The sequence below is a fragment of the Clostridium sp. 10cd* genome (genome assembly GCF_044336395.1).
In the GTDB taxonomy this organism is placed as follows: domain Bacteria; phylum Bacillota_I; class Bacilli_A; order Erysipelotrichales; family Erysipelotrichaceae; genus Clostridium_AQ; species Clostridium_AQ innocuum.
Genome location: NZ_CP172347.1, coordinates 3,417,784 through 3,438,781, shown reverse-complemented (window position 1 = coordinate 3,438,781; position 20,998 = coordinate 3,417,784). Strand labels below are relative to the sequence as shown.

The window sequence follows — 20,998 nt, the reverse complement described above, 5'->3', positions numbered from 1 at the left end:
AATGAAGACAATGATAATAAATGCACGGGTGCTTATGCATGCACAGCGGTGTGTGAAGGAGGAAGCCGTTCTGATCGAAGATGGCACGATTTTGGATATCGCTTCGGAATGTGAGCTTCCTCATGCCGAGCAGGTTATTGATGCAGAGGGATTGTATCTGGCACCGGGACTGCTGGATACACATACGCATGGAATCGGCGGCTTTGATTTTAATACGTGTACTGCCCAAGCAATAGAGGAAATCATCGCTTTGGAGCATGCGGAAGGGGTCACCGGTTTTCTGGCCAGTCTGGTTGTGGAGAATCATGCAATGACGATGGAGCGGCTGCAGCTGCTGGATTCGCAGGTAACGGATTCCTTACTCGGTATTCATCTGGAGGGACCGTTTCTGAATCCGAAGCAGAAGGCTGTCATGAAGGAAGAATTTCTGCGTTTGCCGAATATTGAAGAATTTCGACAGTTTCTGCGTGTTTCTTCCCATGTTTCCTCAATGACGATAGCACCGGAGCTGCCTGATGCGCAAAGACTGATCAAGGAGGGGACAAGGCAGGGCATTGTCATGAATATCGGACACAGCATGGCAGATGCACAGCAGGTGATGCAGGCTCAGAGAAACGGAGCAAAGGGGATTACCCATCTGTATAATGCGATGAGTCAGCATGAGCACCGTAATCCCGGTGTGGTGACAGGTGCACTGCTTTCCGATCTGATGTGCGAGCTGATTGTGGACGGATTTCATGTACATCCGGATGTCGTTCATGCCACCTATCGTGCTTTAGGGGATGATCGCATCATACTCATCAGTGACGCCAATCCATATAAGGCGGTAGCGGATGGAGAATATCCGTTTAGCGGCAAGAATATTGTCATTCAGGATGGAAAAGCTACGGTAAAGGAAACCGGGCGAATTGCAGGAAGCACGCTGGCAATGAATACTGCCCTGCGCAATATGTGCAGATATACCGGTTGCAGTGTGGAAAGTGCGGTGCGTATGGCGGCATATAATCCCGCAAGGCTGTATGGCTGGAAAAAAGGATCAATAGAGCCTGGCTATGATGCGGATTTGATGTTAATGGATGATGCATTTCATATACACAGGGTCTGGCAAAGGAAATATTTTATGTAGAGGAAGGCAGGGAAAATCGTCTCTTCAACAACAAAAACAGCTTATTTGAGCATATATGCAGACTGCACATTTTCTTAGGATAATGCGTTTTTTATAAATGGTGGCTCATGTATACGTCTATTTCCAATAAGTGCCACATGAATATCTCCTATTATAAACTGAAAAAAACGCTGATACCGTACTTTAACAGGGGAGGTATCAGCTTTTCTGTATGTGAACAGCGCAGCTTGTACACATGTATTGAAGCATAAGGCTTCCAAAGTGTGTTTCTTTATACGAAGAAATGGATGAAAATCAGCTATAAGGTGCGTAAATTTTGAATGATTTTCTCATCTATCAAGCGGTTGTCGTACTGCATTGCAAGTATGATACTGCCTGCATCGGGAGAAAGGATTGGCGCAGTGAGCGTTAATGTTGGTTCGATGGACAAATATTCCTTTAACGGCTCCAGAATATAGCTACCGCTTTTGAATACGCCTCCGCTATAGGAAACAGGGATATTCTTGGAAGTGAAGGGCAGCTGCCGGTAAATCGCTAGATAAATATCAGCAAGCTCTTTTGCGGCTTCCTGAAAAATTTTCATTGCGACAGGATCATTTTGCTTTGCAAGTGTAAACACTGTCTGCGACATCGCGGCAACTCTGGTTCTGTCAAAGTTCCAATTCACAACACAAGTGGTTAGGATATCACTGTCCTCCTGTAGATGATATTGTGTTTTCACAGCTTCATATAATGCAGTTTTTGGTTCTCTGCCATCGCTTTGTTTAGTGAAATGCTGAATCAGCCGACAGGCGATCCAGTAGGCACTTCCTTCATCACCGCCGAAGATATGGTGCCATCCTGCGCTTCTGCACATCTGCCCCTGTTCATTTTTTCCAAGTCCTATGGAACCGGTGCCTGCGATTACATTGATTCCTGCAGCTCCAGCCAGGGATCCTGCCAGTGCGTTTTCCATATCGTTGCCTAGCATGTGCGGTATTTGCGGATAAGCTTTTTTGACAGCCCTTTCGATGGCGGGACTGTCCTTTTCTATATCCCGATATCCTGCACAGGCGATAAACGCAGCGGCGATTTGCTCTACCTTTATCGCACTGCTATTCAGGCAGTCATACAGGCCGTCCTGCATGACTTTGGTGACACCATCCAATCCGCATTGCAGATAATGACAGGTAGGCTGTATGCTTTGCGCCTGTACTCTGCCAAATGCATCACAGATGATGAATTTTGTCTTGGTTCCTCCCCCGTCTACTCCCAGATAATAGTTCATTCTTTCATATCCTTTCGTGCTGTAGAGTTTCGTTCGATGAATTTTGTTGGTAACAGAATATTGAGTATCGTCTCATCATGCTCGTGTATCAGCTGATACAGCCGCTGAACCGAACGTTTTCCGATTTCATGTGTTGGTACATCCACCGTGGATAACGGTGGAATCATATGTGCAGTGGTGGAAAGATTGTTGAAACCGATGATGGAAATATCTCTTGGACAGCGAATATCCATTTCATACAGCTTTCCAAGGATGACGGATGCGAGTGTATCGCTTCCCGCGAAAATAGCGTCTGGGCGATTCTCCTGCAGCATCAGCTGTTCGGTTTCCTGCACACATTTTTCAATATCCCAATCGCAATCAATTACGATTGAGGGATCATAGGGAATTCCTGCTTTGCGCAGAGATTCACGATATGCGATCATCCGCTTGCTATCTAAAAAGCAGGTATTTGGCGCTCCGCCACCGATATAGGCGATTCTGCGACATCCGCAGGCTAGAAAATGATCCATCACCTGGAAGGTTGCCTCAATATGATCAAATCCGACGTTGTTATAGTCGCAGCAGTATGGATCGATTCCTACGATGTAAGGGATGGATGCTGTTAAAGCCGCGAAGGTATCCTTTGGCAAATCCTCCATTAAAAGCAGTCCATCCAGATTCTGTCTGCACATTTCCGATAAAATAGCGGGATCTTTTAATTCATTGTAATTTTTTATGGAAGAAATTGCCATCCCATATTTCGTGCTTTCCTCCTCCGCGGATGCTAAAATAGAATTGAAAAAGGGATCACCGTATTTCTCTGAAGTAACTGCCATGATACAGCCGATATTGTATTTACTGGTCTTGGCTTTGCTTTTGAAGGTGTAGTTCAGTTCACGGACTGCATCTTCAATTTTTTTTCGTGTAGCCTCTGTCGCTTTGAAGGATTCATCGTTGGATAGGATACGGGATGCAGTGGCAAGGGATACACCAGCCAACTTAGCGACATCGCGAAGTGTTGACATATAACCATCTCCTCTCTGTTTACTAAACATTATAGAACAAAATTAGGGAAAAAGCAAATAATTTAGTAAAAATATTGTCTGTAAGCCTTTACAAACAGAAAGTGTTGCGGTATACTGTGGTTGTAATCAACTAAACAATAAACAAATGTTTAGTAAACAAAGAAAGGAAACTGTTTATGAAAAGGAAATTTGCATTTATTGGAGCCGGTTCTCTTGACTTTACCAGAGGACTGGTAAGGGATATCCTGACATTTGATGCTTTCAGAGACTGTGAAATCATGCTGATGGATATCAACGAAACACGTCTGAAATATGCCAAGGATGGTGTTATGCGCATTGTGGAGGCAGGAAAGTATCCTGCAGTCGTTCATGCGACAACTGATCGCAAAGAGGCTTTAAAGGATGCTGACGGTGTATTGATCACTATTTTGCAGGGAGGTGTTGAAGTCTGGCGGCATGATATCGAAATTCCAAAGAAATATGGAGTTGATATCTGTGTCGGAGATACACGCGGGCCATCTGGCATCTTTCGGTTTTTGCGTACGGCACCGGTTCTACTGGATATCATTCGTGATGTGGAGGTGCTTTGTCCGAATGCCATTGTATTGAATTATACAAACCCTATGGCAATGCTGGTCAGCTATCTGCAAACGCAGACAGAAGTTAATGTCACTGGCTTGTGCCACAGTGTACAGGGAACAGCAGAAATGCTGGCAAACTGGATTGGAGCCGATCCAAAGGAGATTTCCTATACCTGTGCCGGTATCAATCATCAGGCCTTCTATCTAAATTACGAATGGAAGGGGAAAGATGCCTATCCGCTGATTCAGAATGCTATTCAGCGAGAAGAGGTTGCCAATGAGGAAATGGTTCGAATCGAGATGTACCGGCATCTGAGGTATTTTCCAACCGAATCCAGTGGGCACAATTCCGAATATAATCCTTGGTTCCGCAAACGCAAGGATCTGATTGAAACCTACTGTACGCATGGAACCGGCTGGAATCCGGGAGCATATGCCTATATTCTGGATGAATATCTGGAACGTGAGGATACCTGGGAACAGGAGTACCGTGATTGGGTGAATCAAGGAGACATTGATTTGAAACGGGGAGATGAATATGCATCCAATATCTTCAATGCCATCTTCGGAGATCACACACCGTATTTCTTCAACGGCAATTTGCGAAACAAAGGCTATATTCGAAACGTTATGGAGAATGCCTGTGTGGAGGTTCCGGTTGTTGCGACCAGCAAGGGGATTCATTCCATTCAGCAGATTACGCTTCCGGATCATCTGGCTCTGATGGTGGATCATTCTGCTCGCATCGAGGAGCTTGCTGTACAAGGAGCGCTAAACGGCGATCCACAGCTGATCTTTGAGGCGATACTCTTTGATCCATTGACGGCAAGTGTACTGAGTATGCAGGAAATTCACGATATGGTACAGGAAATGCTGCATAAAAACAAAGACTATCTGACATATTTCAAAACACTGGATTTAAAGGATTAAGACGGGAGTAAATCAAAACATTAAAGCAAAGCGAGGAGAAAATCGATGAAAAAATTAGTTTGCTGTGGATTATCAGCGCTGTTAAGTGCAACGATGTTCGGCTGTAGTTCATCTTCCGGGGGATCTGATGGGGATAAGGTGGAATTGACCTTCTGGGGACACCAGAATGAACCATGGGCAGCTTCTTATCAGAAAATTGCCAGAGAATTTGAGGAAAAGAATCCGGATATTCATATCAATATCGAATTCTTCCCATATGATCAATTTGAATCCAAGGTCCAAACATCCTTGATTTCCAAGGAAGGCGGAGCGGATATTTACGAGCTATGGGGCGGCTGGGGTCTGGATTTCGCCAGTACCGGAGCGCTTGCTGAGATACCGGAAAATCTGTCAAAGACCATTCATGACGATGTGTACCCATCTACGATTGGCGCTTTGGAATATGAAGGCAAGCTGTATGGTCTGCCAATGGAATTCAATATTGAAAATGGTGCTATGCTTGTCAATAAGAAATTGATGAGTGAACATAATTTAAAGACTCCTACCACCTGGAAGGAATTAAGAGAAACAGCGAAAAAAGCTACGAAAAAGGATGGGGACACCATTACAATCAAGGGCTTTGATTTTGTGAATTGGGATTCTGTACCATATATGTTCCTGTCCATGATTCTGTCCACTGGAGGCACCTATCAAAACGAGGACGGTAGCTTCAATCTGCAGACACCACAGGCAAAGGCAGCACTGCAGGAGTTGTATGATATGGTGAAGGTCGATGGTGTCACAACAATGGAAGGTCTTGATGGAGGCGGTGATATGGAAGGATATCAGCAGCTGTATGCAGGAAATGTTGTTATGGTTCCGCGCGGTCCGTGGACAATTGCGGAGGGCATCACCTCCTTCGGCCTGGAATATGGAAAAGATTTTGATTATGTATCTATGCCATGGTTTGGTGATAAGCCGGCATTTGCTGCAGAAACTGGATGGTCTATGGCGGTTAATGGAAACAGCAAGCAACAGGAAGCAGCATTCAAATTTCTTGAATATTTCTTCCAGGATGATGTGCTGATGAAACATAATATCGCATGCTCTCAAATTCCTCCGAAAAAATCTGTCGCATCCAATCCGGAATTTATCAAACAGATGCCATATGCCGAACCACTTGTAAAAATTCTTGACAAGTCGCAATTCATTGGTCATTTCAATACAGATCAGTTTAAGGAAAAGGTGAATGCAACCTTCCAAAAGCTGGTACGCGGTGATATTAAAAATGTTGATCAGGCACTAATTACTATGGAGAAGGAATTAAACGGTATTATAAAAAAATAATGCCAGTATAGGGAAGAGGACATCGCTCTTCCCTAATCTAAAAGAAGGTGAACCCATTGAAAAACAAAAAATTCGTTCTCATCGTCCTGATTCCAATCTTTCTCCATCTTATGATTTTTATGATTGGTCCCATTATCGGAGGTCTTGCGATATCATTCTTCGATTATAATCCTTTACGATCCGATAACCATTTCGTAGGTTTAGATAACTTTGTCCGTCTTGTACAGGATCCAGTATTCTGGAAAGCAACGAAAAACACATTGTTCTTCGTTGTGATTACCGTTGCACTGAATATCGTGATATCCTTGGGAATCGCACAGCTGATCAGTATGTTTAAATCTAACAAGACCCGAAGTCTCTTCCGTATGATTTTCTTCCTGCCATGTGTTGCCCCCTTGGTCGCTTCCAGTGTAGTTTGGGCAAAGAGTATTTTACCTACCACAAACGGACTGGCCAATATGGCATTGCGTACCCTTGGTTTAGCAGAGGTGAATTGGCTTGGAAACCCTGATGTGCTCATGTGGTCCATCATTGTATTCTCTATATGGGCAGATATCGGCTACAACATCATCCTCTTTACGGCAGGTATCGATGGAATCCCTGGTGAATTCTATGAAGCAGCTGATTTGGATGGCGCCAGCGGCTGGCAGAAATTCCGTCATATCACATTGCCTCTGCTGAAGCGAACCTTTACATTTGTGACCATTATGACACTGATTTCTCACTTTCAGGCATTTGCGCAGTTCGCTGTCATGGCAGTTCGTAATGGCCCGCAGAATTCAGGATTGGTTTTGACCAGCTATATTTATAAGACAGCCTTTGAAACTAAGGACATGGGATATGCTTCGGCAATCTCTCTGGCATTGTTCATGATTATTATGGTTGTTTCCCTCATCCAGCAGCGTGCTAATAAGGTAGAATGGGAGTATTGATATGAAAAAACATAAAATGACGAAACAAAAGGCTGTCCGCTATAGTATCTTTATCGGTCTTGCGATCCTTGCAATTTTCTTCATCATGCCGTATTTCTGGATGCTGTCTAATTCTTTCAAAAGCACACAGGAGATTCTAGTTAATCCAAGACATCTTTTGCCGCTGGAGCCAACACTCAGCGGATATGAAAAGGTATTGACACAATCCCCGTTCTTCACCTGGTTTAAAAACAGTGCATTTATTACGGTGACAAATACCGTCATTATTCTGTTCACCAGCGCACTGGTAGGCTATGTGTTCTCAAAATTTCAATTCAAACGCAAAAAGCTATTGTTTGCCATCCTGCTTGCCAGTATGATGGTTCCCGCACAGACAACTATGATTCCTTCATTCCTTTTGATCAATTCACTGGGATTGTATAACAGTGCAGGCGCTTTGATTCTACCCTCCTTCGTAAACGCCTTCGGTATATATCTATGCAAGCAGTTTTGTGATGAGATACCAAGAGAGCTTATTGAAAGTGCTAAGCTGGACGGGGCAGGAGATTTCACGATTTTCTGGAAAATCATTATTCCTCAGATACGACCAGCACTTGGTGCATTGGCTATCTTCACATTCCTGAATTACTGGAACGATTATCTGAATCCACTGATTATGCTGAATGAGGTTAAGAAAATGACGTTGCCGTTGGCTTTGTCCTTCTTCGCATCGCAGCATATGGCTGACCTTTCCGCAACAATGGCTGCTTCTGCATTGATTATGGTGCCGGTTACTGTCGTTTTCATGATTTTCCAGAAGCATTTCATCAAGGGTATCGCGATGACAGGTATGAAATAAAGGAGAGCAGATATGGCAAATTTAAGGTTAGAGAATATAAATAAGATATATGATAATAAGGTACAGGCTGTTTTTGATTTCAATCTGGAAATCAAGGATAAGGAATTCATTGTTTTTGTAGGTCCGTCCGGCTGCGGCAAATCCACGACGCTTCGCATGATTGCCGGTCTCGAGGAAATATCCAGCGGCAGTCTGTATATTGATGATGTACTGGAAAATGATGTGCCAAGTAAGGACCGTGATATCGCCATGGTATTTCAATCCTATGCGCTATATCCGCACATGAGTGTCTATGATAATATGGCGTTCGGCATGAAAATCAAAAAGGTGCCAAAGGATGAAATAGATAAGCGTATTCACGAAGCAGCGCGAATTTTGGAAATCGAACCATATCTGAAACGCAAGCCAAAAGCACTATCCGGCGGACAGCGGCAAAGAGTTGCTCTGGGGAGGGCAATTGTCCGCAATGCCAAGGTGTTTTTGATGGATGAGCCGTTATCTAATCTGGATGCCAAGCTGCGCGTGCAGATGCGTTCTGAAATCATAAAGCTGCATGAACGCATCGGAGCGACGACAATTTATGTTACTCATGATCAGACAGAGGCTATGACGATGGCGAGCCGCATTGTTGTTATGAAGGATGGGTATATCCAGCAAATCGGAGCACCGAAGGAAATTTACGAGCATCCGGCTAATATGTTTGTGGCAGGCTTTTTAGGAAGTCCAGCTATGAATTTCATCGAGGGAACGTATAAGGAAGGTATGTTCTGCTTTGATGCACATTCAATTGAAGTAAATAATCTTGCGAAGGAGAGTCTGAAAACCTATGAGAATAAAAGAATTATCATGGGAATCCGTCCGGAAAACATCTACATGGAGGAAATCGTAGCACAGACCTATCCAAAATCTGTCATAGACTATCAGTTGGATGTAAAGGAACTGCTGGGAAATGAATATATACTGCATGGGACGATCGGTAATACGCCGATGGTTGCCAAGGTAAATGCGCGTATGGAGCTGCAGCCGCATCAGATGCTGAAACTGACGATAGATGCGAACCGTATGAATTTCTTTGATCCGGAAACAGAAGAGGCAATTCATTCATGAACGATCTCTATTTATCACAGTTTGACCCGTATGCAGAATGTATAACACCACAGCATCCGATATGCAAACCGAAATTTCCGGTATTCGATATGCATACACATATGGGTAATCTGGTTCCCGGCCCCGGTTATGCGGCACTGTATAATACTGCGGATTATGTCGAAGCTTTGCAGGATGCTGGCGTTGCACATATCGTGAATCTTGATGGTGTCTGGGGAAATGAGCTTGATGCCATGATTCGTAAGACGGAGGGTTTTGAGAATTATATAACTACATTTGTATGGATCGATGTATCCAGAATTGATGATCCGGATTTCAAGCAATGGGTGCGTAATCATTTGATGGAAGCTTATCGGAAGGGAGCACGCGGTATCAAGATGTGGAAGGTCATTTCACTGGAATACAGGGATACGTACGGCAGGTATATTCGAACAGATGATTCGCGTCTGGATGTTGTGTATCAAACAGCAGCGGAACTGCACATGCCAATTTTAATTCATATTGCGGATCCAGTAGCGTTTTTTAAGCCTGCTGATCGTCATAATGAACGCTTTGAGGAATTGAACTGTCATCCTGACTGGCAGTTTGGCAAACCGGGGCAGTTGTGCTTTGAAGAACTTATGGATATGCAGGATCGTATGGTGGAGAACCACCCGCAAACAACCTTTATAATTGCACATTTCGGCAGCTATGCGGAAAATCTGAAGCATGTTGCACTGCGTCTGGATCGATACGATAATATGTATGTGGATATGGCGGCGCGTGTAGCAGAGCTGGGGAGAGTGCCCTATTCCAGTAAAGCATTCTTTGAAACGTATTCAGAACGCATTGTATTCGGAACGGATTGCTGTCCGCTGGATCTGGGACAGCATTCTATTTATTACCGGTTTCTGGAAACCATGGATGAATATTTTCCATATCAGCCAAATGGCGAGCTTCCGGGACAGGGGAGATGGCGAATCTATGGAATCGGTCTATCGGATGAAATTTTGCGAAAAGTCTATTATCAGAATGCATGTCGTATTATGAATATGGATGAACAGCAGTTTTTGCTACAGAATAAATAAGCCTTGAAAAGCAATGGTTTTCATGCAACTATTGCTTTTTTGTATAGGATTATTACTGTCAAGTAAAGCTTTATTGAAATAGAGATTGTCAAAGCAGCTTTTTATGTTGTTTTCTGTTGTACAGAAATCGGATAATCTCTTCTGTATCATATGAGCTTTGCAGAAAATCATATGTGTGTCATACAAATATCCTTTAAAAAGAATGGTTGCAAAGTGACATTTTAAGCGCTATACTATAGTTGTATTCAAACGTATACAATGCTGTATATATTAGATATATATAGTATACTTCCCCTCGATATGAATGACAATGATTTTCTATAAAAGTTTAAATGTATATCACAAAACGGTTATTCATAAAAAAGACAGTATCCATTATAGATAGCGTATACTGTCTTCATCCCATATTATTCGCTTCGCTTCTTTTCCAGTAAGTGCAGTCTGGCATAGCCATCCAATACCTGTATCAAGCCAAGATCACAATACCCTTGTCGTTCAAACCAATCTTTCGTCCCGTTGGGAAACGTACTATTCTCATCACATATCACCAGTATTCTCCGGTAGGTTTTAAACAGCTCTTTCTCCATACACTGCAAGGGCCAGGCCTTATAGTCTGCCTCTTCACTGGAATGATATACACATGTTAGAAAAGCCGTGTGCGCATCCTTGGGAATCGGATATGGAACCTGTAAGGATGGCATCCATTCAACACCGCCTACGATTTGTCCCTCCAGCTGATGGATAAAACCAAATGTGGTGAGTCCGCAGGAGCTGAGAAAATCCGATTTTTTCTTCATCTGTGCGCAATCCGCACACAGTGTGCATCCCTTTGCGGTCAATGCCAGGGTTTCACTGGTAAGTGGAAGCAATTCACCTCTTTTTTCCTCGTAGGACTGCTCAATAACATACGGTTTCTCCCTTGTAATGGCTCCATCCCGCACTCCCTTTAATACCGCAGCTGTAACAGGACCATACCAGTGCAGCTGCTGATTGAAAATAGTTAGAAAGGGATAATACAGCTGTTTTTCAAATGCAAGCTTTTCCTGACCTGTGATATCAATGCAGGTTACATCATCCATGGCAGCTTCTTGAAACAGCTCCAGCATTTCTGCAATGATAGGACACTGATATCCCCAGTGATAGAAGGTTATTTGCATATTACATCACTATGGGCCGGTAGCCCATAAGCTGATTCTGCGTGTAAAACCGCGCGTTTGATCGCCTTTGCCATCATTTCTGTCGCAAGCATACCGACAGCATCAGCCATAACCTCAACCTCACCACTGCTGAGTACAAATATAGAATCTCCATCACTCATGGTATGTACCGGATGAATCGCTCTCGCATAGCCATTATGTGCAATTCCTGCAATCTTGGTACACTGCGCCTTATCAAGCTTTGCATTTGTCACAATACAGCCGATTGTCGTATTGCCTTCCGGCAGCTTTCGCAGAGCATCCATTTGTTGAAACAGAACATCCTGTGCCTTTAAAACTGATCCGCTATGGGAATCATAAACACCCGCCAGCAGCTCATTTGTTTCATAATCCACTACATTTCCACAGGCATTTACAGCTACGATAGCAGCAACCTGCAGGTCACCAACCTGTATACCGCAGGTTCCGATACCACTTTTCATAGCATGCTCAAAGCCCAGCAGCTTTCCAACGCTCGCTCCTGTCCCCGCCCCGTGATTTCCTTCTAATACCGTATCATTTTCTGCGTCCACGCATGCCGCATAGCCCATTTCCTTATCCGGCCGGACATGTGCATCGCCAACGGACAAATCGAACAAGCTCGCACCACAGACAATAGGAACCTTGGCTACCTGCATGTCAAAGCCTGCACCGTGTTCTTCCAGATACTGCATGGCACCACTGGCAGCATCAAGGCCGTAGGCACTGCCTCCGCTCAGCATTACAGCATGAATTTTCTGTACCATATTGATCGGATGCAGAAGATCGGTTTCTCTGGTAGCCGGTCCACCGCCTCTGACATCGACTCCCGCAACTGCGCCATCTCTGCATAGGATAACGGTACAACCTGTCCCCGCCTTCTGATTCTCTGCCTGCCCAACCTGAAAGCCTTTGATATCTGTAATTTTTATTTCCTTCATGTTTGCTCACCTCTGCCCTTATTGTAGCATAAAGCGGTTCCTACGAAAAAGATTTTATGGGAAAGAGCTTATGAAATATACCATTCACACAGGTAAACCATGTGCGAGCGCCACAGCGTGTAATAACGGAAATAAAAATAGCAACATGATTCTGCATGAAAATACTTTAAAATCTTTTGATTGCAGTTATTTACGGGATAAAACAGCCGTCTCCTAAGGGCTAGTTGGAGCAATCGCCTTTTGAAATGATAACTAGATAAATTTGAATAGATTTTTGAAAATGTCCCAGTACCTCAGCAGGATAGAGGGTCCGCCTCCTAAGAAAGTGTTATAACACTCGCCTAAGAGGAAAAGGAAAAAGGTAACAAGTAAAACTAAATATAGATTTTGTAACTGTCGCTATAGCTCAGTTGGATAGAGCGACCGCCTCCTAAGCGGTAGGTCGGAGGTTCAAATCCTCTTAGCGACGCTGAAAACATCGCCGAAAACATTGATTTTTCAAGGTTTTCGGCGTTTCTCATTTTCCAAATAAATTTGAACTCGTAGCAATGTGCGATTAGCAGGAGCGATTTTTGCTAATCAGATTTGACCACAGAGAAATTGAACTGTTAATTATCGTCACCGATTAGCTTGCTAATGATTAGCAAGAAATTTGATGTTTTTGCTAATCAAAATGTCTCTCCTGCTAATCGGAGAAAAAATCGTGCAAAAAAGTCTGCTAATTGAAAAGGCAAAAGTTACTCGTTCAAAGAGCTTTTTTCTGGTGTTACATAATCCCGTATGTTTGAATATATTGCCGTCCGTTTATATAATGAAAGAAAAAAGGACGGTGATATGAGTGAGGGAAAAGAAAAATCATTTATATGTGGATAGTGAAGAAAGAAAACTCCTGTTGCATAGCCTTGTGGGATTAAAAAATCAGCTCATACAGCAAGGAAGATATACGGATTGCGTTGATGAGCTTATTATCAAGGTTATCCATGCACCTGTAAAAAAGTTAAGGGTAGAAATGGCAGGAAGAAGTGATGTGTGATAAGGAATTTAAAGAACTGGTGAAAATAGCGGTCGAGAAACTGAAAGACGAATCTGTATTGAAACTGTTACAAGCGGATGCAAGTTATCAAAAAGATAGTAATAATGAGGGAAGTGCAGAGGATGCCTTTAATCAGCTTGATTTGACAGAGAAACAAAGGGAAGTCTGTCAACATCTTATAGATTGCAGGGATAAGCAGGATTTTGAATACGGTACCCATGCGTATATTGCAGGACTGATAGATGCGTTTCATATTATGGCGGTATTGTTCCCAGAGAAATGGGATATAGAGAGAATAAGGGAAGCTTTATCACGAAAGAACAGGTAAGGCAGATAATAAAACTGAATAGATTTTTACATAGCCGATTGGTGTAGTTTATAACAAAACAGCCAGTCGGCTTTTTTTATTGCCATGAATCCTTTACATAGCCACCTTGACAAAGTGGCTAAATCTATGCGAAAGGAGGACGCATCTATGTCAAATTGCAAAGTAATCGCTCTGACGAATCAGAAAGGCGGTGTGGGAAAGACCACCACGGCGGTCAATCTGGGAGTAACTCTGGCACAGCAGGGTAAGAAAGTCCTGCTCATTGATGCCGATGCACAGGCAAATTTAACGATGTCGCTCGGTTACAGCCGACCAGACGATTTACCCAATACACTCTCAACCATTATGCAGGATATTATTGATGATAAATCCGTCGATGTTTCCAAAAGCATCCTGCACCATGACGAGGGCGTTGACCTGCTCCCGTCCAACATTGAACTGTCGGGCTTGGAAGTAAGGCTGATTAACGCCATAAGCCGTGAAAGTGTACTGAAAACCTGCATCAATGAGGTAAAAAAGAATTATGATACTGTCCTTATTGACTGTATGCCGAGTTTAGGTATGCTGACAATCAATGCTCTTGCGGCGGCTGACAGCGTGGTTATCCCGACACAGCCCCATTATCTTTCTGCTAAAGGCTTAGAGCTGTTGCTTCGCTCCGTGTCTAAAGTCAAGCGGCAAATCAATCCCCATCTGCGGATTGACGGTATCTTAATGACGATGGTAATGCCACGCACGAACATCTCTAAAGAGATTACCGCAACGGTAAAGAGTGCCTACGGGCAGAGGATTAAAGTTTTCGATGCACAGATACCCCATTCCATCCGTGCAGTAGAAGCCACCGCAGAGGGAAAAAGCATTTTTGCCTACGACAAAGGCGGCAAGGTAGCCGCCGCTTACGAGCAGTTCGGAAAGGAGGTGGCAGAGCTTGGCGAAAAACAGAGAAAGCAAAATCGAGCTGACCGCATACGATGACCTCTTTGAAACAGACGAGAGCCGAGCAGAAGCGAATCTAAGCAAGATAAGGGAGATACCCATTTCCGAAATTGATGAGTTCCCAGACCACCCATTCAAAGTTTTGATGAATGAGGATATGGAACAGCTTGTTGAAAGTGTCAGTCGGAGCGGCGTAATGACCCCTGCGACAGTTCGGCAAAAAGAGGACGGACGGTACGAGCTAATCAGCGGTCACAGGCGGAAAAAGGCTTGCGAGCTTGCAGGTCTTGAAACGCTGAAATGTGAGGTTAAGGAGCTTACACATGATGAAGCGATTATTGTCATGGTTGAGAGTAATCTCCAACGCTCTGTTATTCTTCCGAGTGAAAAAGCCTTTGCCTATAAGATGCGGCTTGAAGCGATGAACAGACAGGGGAATAGAGCGGATTTAACTTCGACACAACTTGTGTCGAAGTTGAGGTCTAACGAAGAACTTGCCGACAAAGTTGGTGAAAGTCGTGAACAGATACGCCGCTATATCCGCTTAACCGAACTTGTACCCGAAATCCTGCAAATGGTAGATGAAAGGAGAATTGCTTTTAATCCTGCGGTAGAAATTTCTTATCTTTCCGAAGAACAGCAATACACCCTGCTTGAAGCAATGGGTTACAACGATGCCACGCCCTCACTTGCACAGGCTATCAAGATGAAAAAGTTCATGCAGGAGGGAAAGCTCACGGACGAGGTTATCCAGAGCATCATGCAGGAGGATAAGCCGAACCAGAAAGAGAAGCCTGCCTTTAAGGACGAGCGGATAACCAAGCTCATACCGAAATCCATCCCCAGAGGGCAGGAAACGGATTTTGTCGTAAAGGCGTTGGAGTTTTATAACCGCCACTTGCAGCGGAACAAGGCTCACGAGAGGTAAAACGAACAAAATAGGGATTTGGGCATGGAACGCCGAGGGAGAAGTCTGCCCTTTGGGGGACAGCAAATTTTTTTCCGCTTCCCCCTCTCCACACCTCTCCCCCTTGATACTGCCAGTAACTATCCGAGAAAAGAATTATTAAAGCTGTCCACAAGGGCGGCTTTTTTTCTGCCAGAAAGTCAACTATCAACATGAGAACGAACAGGAGGTAATGAATGAAGATTCGTAAATTATTCAAAAGGGCTGCGGCGTTTGCTTTGGCTGCGGTCACGGCATTGTCCGTCGTCCCTGCCACGACAGCGTATGCAGCGGGCGACATCGGCACGATTAGCTTTACCCACACCTACGACGGTGCAGGGAACGCCATGAGGTATAATTCCAGTGCCAACATTGGAGGTCATACCGCAGGAGGAACGGGCGAATACAAGTACCGTATGTATGTGGACGGGGAAACGGCGTTCTGCCTTCAGCCGGGTGTGCCTTTAAAAACAGGCAACACGCTTGCAAAGGCATCTTCCAACGCTTGGAACGCCCTCTCCGCAGAACAGAGAAAAGCGGTGGGGCTTGCCCTGCTCTATGGGTATCAGGGCAACAGCGGGAATTTATCTGGGAGCGATGATGAGAAATGGCTTGCCACCCAGACCCTTGTATGGGAGTTTGTTACGGGATGCCGCAACGCCACAAGCCCGTACAGCCAGACAAGCATGACCGTTTACAGCCTGCACTTTGGCTCAAACTATGCCAACAGCGGGGCAAGGGCGGCTTACGACCAGATTGTGTCGCTGATGACAAGGCACAGCACGATTCCGAGCTTCATGTCGGCAGGGAAAAAAGACATCACAAAGGAGCTTGCCTATAAGGACGGCAAATACAGCCTTACACTGACCGACAGCAACGGCGTATTATCCGAATATTCCTTTACAAGCTCTGACAGCAATGTAAAAGTGTCCAAGTCTGGAAACAAGCTGACTATCACATCATCAAAAGCGATTGACGGCAAGGCAAGGATTACCGCAGCAAGAAACAACACGCCGACCGTCAGCAGCGGTGCGATGATGATTGCCTACGGCGACCCGAACCTGCAGGACGTCATCACGGGTGTGGAAAACGTGGATACCATGATGGCATATATCAACGTGGAAACGCCGACAGGCACGGTTGCACTCAAAAAGACTTCCGAGGACGGTGTTGTTGAGGGGATTTCCTTTACCATCAAGGGTGACGGCTTCAATAAGACCGTAAAAACCGATAAGAATGGAAACATCACGGTGGAGGGCTTATTCCCTGGCACTTATACTGTTACGGAGCAGTCCATTGACCGCTACGAGCCGCAGAAAATCCAGACCGTGACGATTATCGGAGGAAAAACATCAACGGTCACATTCAGCAATACCTTAAAGCGTGGAAGTCTGGAAGTTGTAAAAACATCCGAGGATAATCTTGTGGAGGGCGTGAAGTTCCACCTTTACGGAACATCACTGAGTGGCTTGGCTGTTGATGAATATGCCATAACCGATAAGAACGGACTGGCAAAGTTTGAAAACGTCCTTATCAGCGGCAGTACACCGTACACTCTTGAAGAAGTGGATACGGCAGTCCGTTACGTTGTCCCTGCATCCCAGACCGCCCCGATTGAGTGGAAGAAAGTCACAAACCGCAGCTTCCACAACATTTTGAAGAAGTTCAATGTCACGGTATTAAAGACCGATGTGGAAACAGGCAAGAAGCCGCAGGGCGACGCTTCCCTTGCGGGTGCGGTTTATGGCATTTATAAGGGCGAGGAACTGGTTGACACCTACACCACAGATGAAAACGGGCAGTTCACAACAAAATATTATATCTGCGGCGATGACTGGAGCATCCGTGAGATTACCCCGTCCGAGGGCTATCTTCTGGATACGACCGTACACCATGTAGGTGCAGAGCCGCAGCTTTACACCGTGGAATATAATTCTGCAAAGAATGATGTAAACGAGCAGGTCATCAAAGGTAATATCGCCATCATCAAGCACACTGACAACGGCGAAACCCAGATTGAAACGCCAGAAGAGGGGGCTGTTTTTGAGGTATATTTGAAATCCGCAGGCAGCTTTGATGCGGCGGAGGAAACGGAACGTGACACGCTTATCTGCGATGAAAACGGTTTTGCCCAGACAAAGGATATGCCATACGGCATCTATACGGTTCACCAGACCTCTGGATGGGACGGGCGTGAGCTGATGAAAGATTTTGACGTGTTCATCTGCAAGGACAGCCAGACCTACCGCTATCTTATCAACAACGCCAACTTTGAGAGCTATATCAAAATTGTGAAAAAGGATATAGAAACAGGCAGGGTTATCCCGTATGCAGGTGCAGGCTTCCAGATTTACGACCCGAATGGGGAGCTTGTGACAATGAGATTCACTTATCCCGAAGTGACAAAGATTGACACGTTCTACACCACGGCAGAGGGCGAGCTTATTACGCCGCAGACCTTAGAATACGGCAAAGGCTATTCTCTCGTTGAGGTGCAGGCTCCGTATGGTTATGTTCTGGATTCCGAGCCAGTCTATTTTGACGTGGAGCAGGAAAATTCCGAGGATGAAAGCGGCATCACGGTTGTCAAGGTGGAACGCTCCAATGTGGCACAGAAAGGGAAAATCACGGTAGGAAAGTCTGGGGAGGTATTCAGAAGGGTATCGGGAAACAAGGGGCTGTATCAGCCGATTTTTGCAGTGGACAGCCTTGAGGGTGCAGTCTATGAGATTACCGCAGCCGAGGACATTATTACAACAGACGGAACAATAAGAGCCGAAAAAGGCGAGGTTGTGGACACGCTTACCACAGGCGAGGATGGCACGGCGGAAAGCAAAGAGCTTTACCTTGGAAAGTATGAGATTAAGGAAGTGACCGCCCCGTATGGCATGGTATTAAGTGAGGAAGTCCACGCTGTGGAGCTTGTGTATGCGGGACAGGAAATCGAAGTGACGGAAGCAGGCACGGACTTTTACAATGAGCGTCAGCGTGTGGAAATCGACGTAATCAAGAGCCTTGAGGTGGATGAAGCATACGGTGTGGGAAATAACGGCGAAATCAAAGACGTTACGTTTGGTCTGTATGCCGCCGAGGAACTGACCGCCGCAGACGGCACAACAATTCCTGCGGACGGTCTGATTGAGGTTATCTTCTTTGATGAAAACGTTCACGGAAAGGCTATCAGTGATTTGCCGATTGGCAGCTATTATGTGCAGGAAATCAAAACAAACTCCGCTTATCTTATAAGTGACGAGAAATATCCTGTTGATTTTGAGTACGCAGGGCAGGAAACCGCCGTTGTGCATATCACGGCGAACGGGGGAGAAGCCATTGAAAACGAGCTGATTTACGGCTCTGTCAGCGGCAGGAAATCCAATGAGGACGGCGAAGATTTAGGCGGTGCGTTAATCGGCATCTTTCAGACGGGAACAACAGAATATACAAAGGAAAATGCAATCGCAACTGCCACATCCAAGGATGATGGCAGTTTTTCTTTTGAGGAAGTTCCGTATGGCACATGGGTCATCCGTGAAATCGAAAGCCCGAAAGGTTATGTACTCTCCGAGGAAGAAATCAGCGTGACAATCAGTGAGGTTGATGAAGTTGTAGAGGTAGAGCTTGTCAACTACTTCATCACGGGCAATATCGCTCTGACTAAGGTAGACAAGGACTACCCAGAAAACAAGCTCACGGGTGCGGTATTTGAGGTTTACTCGGATACGAATGAAGATGGAAAACTGGATAAGAAAGATGAGCTGCTCGGCGAGATGGGCGAGGTGGAAAAAGGCGTGTACCAAATGGACGACCTGCGTTACGGCAGATACCTTGTCCGTGAGAAAACCGCCCCGACAGGCTTCGTGCTTGATGAGAACATCTATCCCGTATCCATCGAGGAAAACGGCAAGACCTACAACGTGGAGAATGAAGCGGGCAAAGGATTTTTAAATGAAGCACAGAAAGGTTCACTTAAAATCGTCAAGACATCCTCTGACGGCAAGGTAGAGGGCTTCTCTTTCCATGTGACTGGCAAAGATTACGACCAGACCTTTACCACCGACAAGAACGGCGAAATCGTCATTGACGGCTTGCGTATCGGCGAATACACCATTTCCGAGGTCAGCGACAAGGCATCCTCTGGCTATATCCTGCCTGCCGACCAGAAAGTGACCATCAAGACAGACGAAACGGCGACCGTTACCATGCACAACGAACTCCGTGACACGCCGAAAACAGGCGATGATTTCAGCTTAGGCTTATGGGTGAGCCTTGCGGTGGCATTTACAATCGGTGCAGGAATCTTTGGGTTCATCGGTTATAAGAGCGGAAGAAAGAAAAAGGAGGACTAAGCAGAATGAGAGAAAAAACCATTATCGCTATTGTGCTTGTGGCGTTTATCGGTGGTGCGGCTGCGTGGCTGCATATCCGCAGAAAGAAATAAATTAGGCAGATTTTGTGTGGATTGGGGCGATTGAAAGATACCGCCCCTTTTCCATATATGGAGGTAGCTATGGATAATCTGAAAACCGTAGAGGGAAAAGTGAAAGCTGTCCTGCAAAAGAATGAGGATGCCAGAAATGATGACATGGTGCTGTACCTTGCCCTCTGCAATCTTTATCTAAAAAATGCAGGCACGATGCCGCTTGCGGAAATAATGACACGGCATAAGGAGCTTGGCTTGCCGAGCTTTGAGAGCGTGGGCAGGACACGCCGCAAGTTGCAGGAGAAATACCCAGAACTGCTTGGCAGCACAAGAGTACGGCGGCTTAGAACCGCAGGGGAAAAGGCATACCGTAAATATGCCAAAGAATCGTGAGGTGGATGATGCAGGAAATGTCTTTTGAATACGGAGGGTATCATTTTATCCCAGAACGGCAGTTTACAAAACGGGAAGATGATTTTTTCAAGATTACCCGCAGATTAAAAACAGACAAGGAACTTGGCTTTTTTGCCGCTGATTATTACGGTAAGGGAAGCCAGAAATTTTCCTACTCTTATGATGATTTTTATGCTGCATCCACGGATAAGAAATGCGATATTTTCCGCTGCGTGGAGAACGGCAGGCTGTACGTCCCCTGCCAGTATGAATTGCAGCAATATATAGACGGAAAACAACAGGAAATACCACAAGGGCATACCTCTATGCCCAGAGAACGTGGGCAGAACAAGGAAAGGAGGAACGCCTATGAACGGTGAAACACGCTCCAATCAGGGCTATGCAATCATAGAGAGCTGCACTATCGGGAATACGGAGCTTGTCATCGGGCATCACCCGAAAGCCCCGAACCCGTATGTATGTTGGTACTGCAAAGGCGGCGACAACTATTACTGGGGCTGTTACTGCAACACCCTTGAAGCTGCAAGGGAAAAGCTGAATGAACGCTACCAGTCGGAGTGTCAGATGCCGTACAATCAGCAGCCCGATAAAAAGGCGAAGCAGCACGATGGGCGTGAGCGGTAG

19 protein-coding genes and 1 tRNA gene are annotated in these 20,998 nt (G+C 45.2%); 16 read left to right on the top strand and 4 right to left on the bottom strand.

The genetic code is table 11. The annotated features are described in order from the left end of the window. The first annotated feature begins 1 nt into the window (after window position 1). Window positions 2-1,126, top strand: coding sequence for an N-acetylglucosamine-6-phosphate deacetylase (gene nagA, locus ACG3M1_RS17160; protein ID WP_008816827.1), 1,125 nt, complete (start codon window positions 2-4; stop codon window positions 1,124-1,126). 298 nt (window positions 1,127-1,424) lie between these two features. Here the strand turns inward: nagA and ACG3M1_RS17155 are convergent, their stop codons facing one another. Both ACG3M1_RS17155 and ACG3M1_RS17150 read right to left on the bottom strand, forming a co-directional pair. Continuing rightward, window positions 1,425-2,393, bottom strand: a complete 969-nt coding sequence (locus ACG3M1_RS17155; RefSeq protein ID WP_009588576.1) for an N-acetylglucosamine kinase — start codon at window positions 2,391-2,393, stop codon at window positions 1,425-1,427. Next, complete coding sequence (locus ACG3M1_RS17150; protein ID WP_002609572.1) at window positions 2,390-3,400, bottom strand: LacI family DNA-binding transcriptional regulator; 1,011 nt, start codon at window positions 3,398-3,400, stop codon at window positions 2,390-2,392. The genes ACG3M1_RS17155 and ACG3M1_RS17150 overlap by 4 nt, the downstream gene beginning before the upstream one ends. A 176-nt stretch (window positions 3,401-3,576) precedes the next feature. Between ACG3M1_RS17150 and ACG3M1_RS17145 the strand changes: the two genes are divergently transcribed. Genes ACG3M1_RS17145 through ACG3M1_RS17120 form a run of 6 tightly spaced genes read left to right on the top strand, consistent with a single transcriptional unit; the run spans window position 3,577 to window position 10,181 of the window. Then, window positions 3,577-4,911: an alpha-glucosidase/alpha-galactosidase gene (locus ACG3M1_RS17145; RefSeq protein ID WP_008816824.1), complete on the top strand. Its 1,335-nt coding sequence runs from the start codon at window positions 3,577-3,579 to the stop codon at window positions 4,909-4,911. A 45-nt stretch (window positions 4,912-4,956) separates the two neighbouring features. After that, window positions 4,957-6,237 carry an ABC transporter substrate-binding protein gene (locus tag ACG3M1_RS17140; RefSeq protein ID WP_008816823.1) on the top strand — a complete coding sequence of 427 codons (1,281 nt, stop codon included), beginning with the start codon at window positions 4,957-4,959 and terminating at the stop codon, window positions 6,235-6,237. A gap of 56 nt (window positions 6,238-6,293) precedes the next feature. Continuing rightward, window positions 6,294-7,169: a carbohydrate ABC transporter permease gene (locus tag ACG3M1_RS17135; protein WP_009270866.1), complete on the top strand. Its 876-nt coding sequence runs from the start codon at window positions 6,294-6,296 to the stop codon at window positions 7,167-7,169. Window position 7,170: 1 nt separating this feature from the next. Continuing rightward, window positions 7,171-8,007 (top strand): carbohydrate ABC transporter permease, encoded by an 837-nt coding sequence (locus ACG3M1_RS17130; protein ID WP_002609581.1) that lies wholly within the window; start codon window positions 7,171-7,173, stop codon window positions 8,005-8,007. Between the two features lie 12 nt (window positions 8,008-8,019). After that, entirely contained in the window at window positions 8,020-9,114 is a 1,095-nt protein-coding gene (locus tag ACG3M1_RS17125) for an ABC transporter ATP-binding protein (RefSeq protein ID WP_002609583.1), read from the top strand. Then, window positions 9,111-10,181, top strand: coding sequence for an amidohydrolase family protein (locus tag ACG3M1_RS17120; RefSeq protein ID WP_008816819.1), 1,071 nt, complete (start codon window positions 9,111-9,113; stop codon window positions 10,179-10,181). The genes ACG3M1_RS17125 and ACG3M1_RS17120 overlap by 4 nt, the downstream gene beginning before the upstream one ends. 407 nt (window positions 10,182-10,588) lie before the next feature. Here ACG3M1_RS17120 and ACG3M1_RS17115 read toward each other — a convergent pair whose 3' ends face one another. Further along, the gene (locus ACG3M1_RS17115) at window positions 10,589-11,338 is read right to left on the bottom strand and encodes a hypothetical protein (RefSeq protein WP_008816818.1); all 750 of its coding nucleotides are present in this window, start codon (window positions 11,336-11,338) and stop codon (window positions 10,589-10,591) included. Then, on the bottom strand, window positions 11,329-12,297 hold the full coding sequence (locus ACG3M1_RS17110; protein ID WP_002609589.1) for a P1 family peptidase: 969 nt from the start codon (window positions 12,295-12,297) through the stop codon (window positions 11,329-11,331). The genes ACG3M1_RS17115 and ACG3M1_RS17110 overlap by 10 nt, the downstream gene beginning before the upstream one ends. Before the next feature lie 395 nt (window positions 12,298-12,692). Here ACG3M1_RS17110 and ACG3M1_RS17105 point away from each other — a divergent pair. The 9 genes from ACG3M1_RS17105 to ACG3M1_RS17065 all read left to right on the top strand — a co-directional run bounded on the left by ACG3M1_RS17105 (window position 12,693) and on the right by ACG3M1_RS17065 (window position 20,998). Continuing rightward, window positions 12,693-12,766: transfer RNA gene (locus ACG3M1_RS17105), tRNA-Arg, on the top strand. 369 nt (window positions 12,767-13,135) lie between these two features. Beyond that, entirely contained in the window at window positions 13,136-13,330 is a 195-nt protein-coding gene (locus tag ACG3M1_RS17100) for a hypothetical protein (RefSeq protein ID WP_044947940.1), read from the top strand. Then, entirely contained in the window at window positions 13,323-13,658 is a 336-nt protein-coding gene (locus ACG3M1_RS17095; RefSeq protein WP_008818007.1) for a hypothetical protein, read from the top strand. Before ACG3M1_RS17100 ends, ACG3M1_RS17095 begins: the two co-directional genes overlap by 8 nt. Before the next feature lie 147 nt (window positions 13,659-13,805). After that, window positions 13,806-14,633, top strand: coding sequence for a ParA family protein (locus ACG3M1_RS17090; RefSeq protein ID WP_008818006.1), 828 nt, complete (start codon window positions 13,806-13,808; stop codon window positions 14,631-14,633). Then, entirely contained in the window at window positions 14,587-15,522 is a 936-nt protein-coding gene (locus tag ACG3M1_RS17085) for a ParB/RepB/Spo0J family partition protein (RefSeq protein WP_008818005.1), read from the top strand. Before ACG3M1_RS17090 ends, ACG3M1_RS17085 begins: the two co-directional genes overlap by 47 nt. Window positions 15,523-15,737: 215 nt before the next feature. Continuing rightward, window positions 15,738-19,886: a SpaA isopeptide-forming pilin-related protein gene (locus ACG3M1_RS17080; RefSeq protein ID WP_055200346.1), complete on the top strand. Its 4,149-nt coding sequence runs from the start codon at window positions 15,738-15,740 to the stop codon at window positions 19,884-19,886. 161 nt (window positions 19,887-20,047) lie between these two features. Continuing rightward, entirely contained in the window at window positions 20,048-20,353 is a 306-nt protein-coding gene (locus ACG3M1_RS17075; protein ID WP_008818003.1) for a hypothetical protein, read from the top strand. An 8-nt stretch (window positions 20,354-20,361) separates the two neighbouring features. Further along, window positions 20,362-20,733, top strand: a complete 372-nt coding sequence (locus ACG3M1_RS17070) for a hypothetical protein (protein WP_008818002.1) — start codon at window positions 20,362-20,364, stop codon at window positions 20,731-20,733. Then, window positions 20,723-20,998 carry a hypothetical protein gene (locus tag ACG3M1_RS17065; RefSeq protein ID WP_008818001.1) on the top strand — a complete coding sequence of 92 codons (276 nt, stop codon included), beginning with the start codon at window positions 20,723-20,725 and terminating at the stop codon, window positions 20,996-20,998. Before ACG3M1_RS17070 ends, ACG3M1_RS17065 begins: the two co-directional genes overlap by 11 nt.

Excerpts from the sequence above, each read along its gene's own strand:
- ACG3M1_RS17140 (WP_008816823.1), top strand. The coding sequence starts at position 4,957 with ATGAAAAAATTAGTTTGCTGTGGATTATCAGCGCTGTTAAGTGCAACG.
- ACG3M1_RS17115 (WP_008816818.1), bottom strand. The coding sequence starts at position 11,338 with ATGCAAATAACCTTCTATCACTGGGGATATCAGTGTCCTATCATTGCA.
- nagA (WP_008816827.1), top strand. The coding sequence starts at position 2 with ATGAAGACAATGATAATAAATGCACGGGTGCTTATGCATGCACAGCGG.
- ACG3M1_RS17120 (WP_008816819.1), top strand. The coding sequence starts at position 9,111 with ATGAACGATCTCTATTTATCACAGTTTGACCCGTATGCAGAATGTATA.
- ACG3M1_RS17070 (WP_008818002.1), top strand. The coding sequence starts at position 20,362 with ATGCAGGAAATGTCTTTTGAATACGGAGGGTATCATTTTATCCCAGAA.
- ACG3M1_RS17095 (WP_008818007.1), top strand. The coding sequence starts at position 13,323 with ATGTGTGATAAGGAATTTAAAGAACTGGTGAAAATAGCGGTCGAGAAA.
- ACG3M1_RS17150 (WP_002609572.1), bottom strand. The coding sequence starts at position 3,400 with ATGTCAACACTTCGCGATGTCGCTAAGTTGGCTGGTGTATCCCTTGCC.
- ACG3M1_RS17130 (WP_002609581.1), top strand. The coding sequence starts at position 7,171 with ATGAAAAAACATAAAATGACGAAACAAAAGGCTGTCCGCTATAGTATC.
- ACG3M1_RS17155 (WP_009588576.1), bottom strand. The coding sequence starts at position 2,393 with ATGAACTATTATCTGGGAGTAGACGGGGGAGGAACCAAGACAAAATTC.
- ACG3M1_RS17065 (WP_008818001.1), top strand. The coding sequence starts at position 20,723 with ATGAACGGTGAAACACGCTCCAATCAGGGCTATGCAATCATAGAGAGC.
- ACG3M1_RS17075 (WP_008818003.1), top strand. The coding sequence starts at position 20,048 with ATGGATAATCTGAAAACCGTAGAGGGAAAAGTGAAAGCTGTCCTGCAA.
- ACG3M1_RS17090 (WP_008818006.1), top strand. The coding sequence starts at position 13,806 with ATGTCAAATTGCAAAGTAATCGCTCTGACGAATCAGAAAGGCGGTGTG.
- ACG3M1_RS17145 (WP_008816824.1), top strand. The coding sequence starts at position 3,577 with ATGAAAAGGAAATTTGCATTTATTGGAGCCGGTTCTCTTGACTTTACC.
- ACG3M1_RS17110 (WP_002609589.1), bottom strand. The coding sequence starts at position 12,297 with ATGAAGGAAATAAAAATTACAGATATCAAAGGCTTTCAGGTTGGGCAG.
- ACG3M1_RS17125 (WP_002609583.1), top strand. The coding sequence starts at position 8,020 with ATGGCAAATTTAAGGTTAGAGAATATAAATAAGATATATGATAATAAG.
- ACG3M1_RS17080 (WP_055200346.1), top strand. The coding sequence starts at position 15,738 with ATGAAGATTCGTAAATTATTCAAAAGGGCTGCGGCGTTTGCTTTGGCT.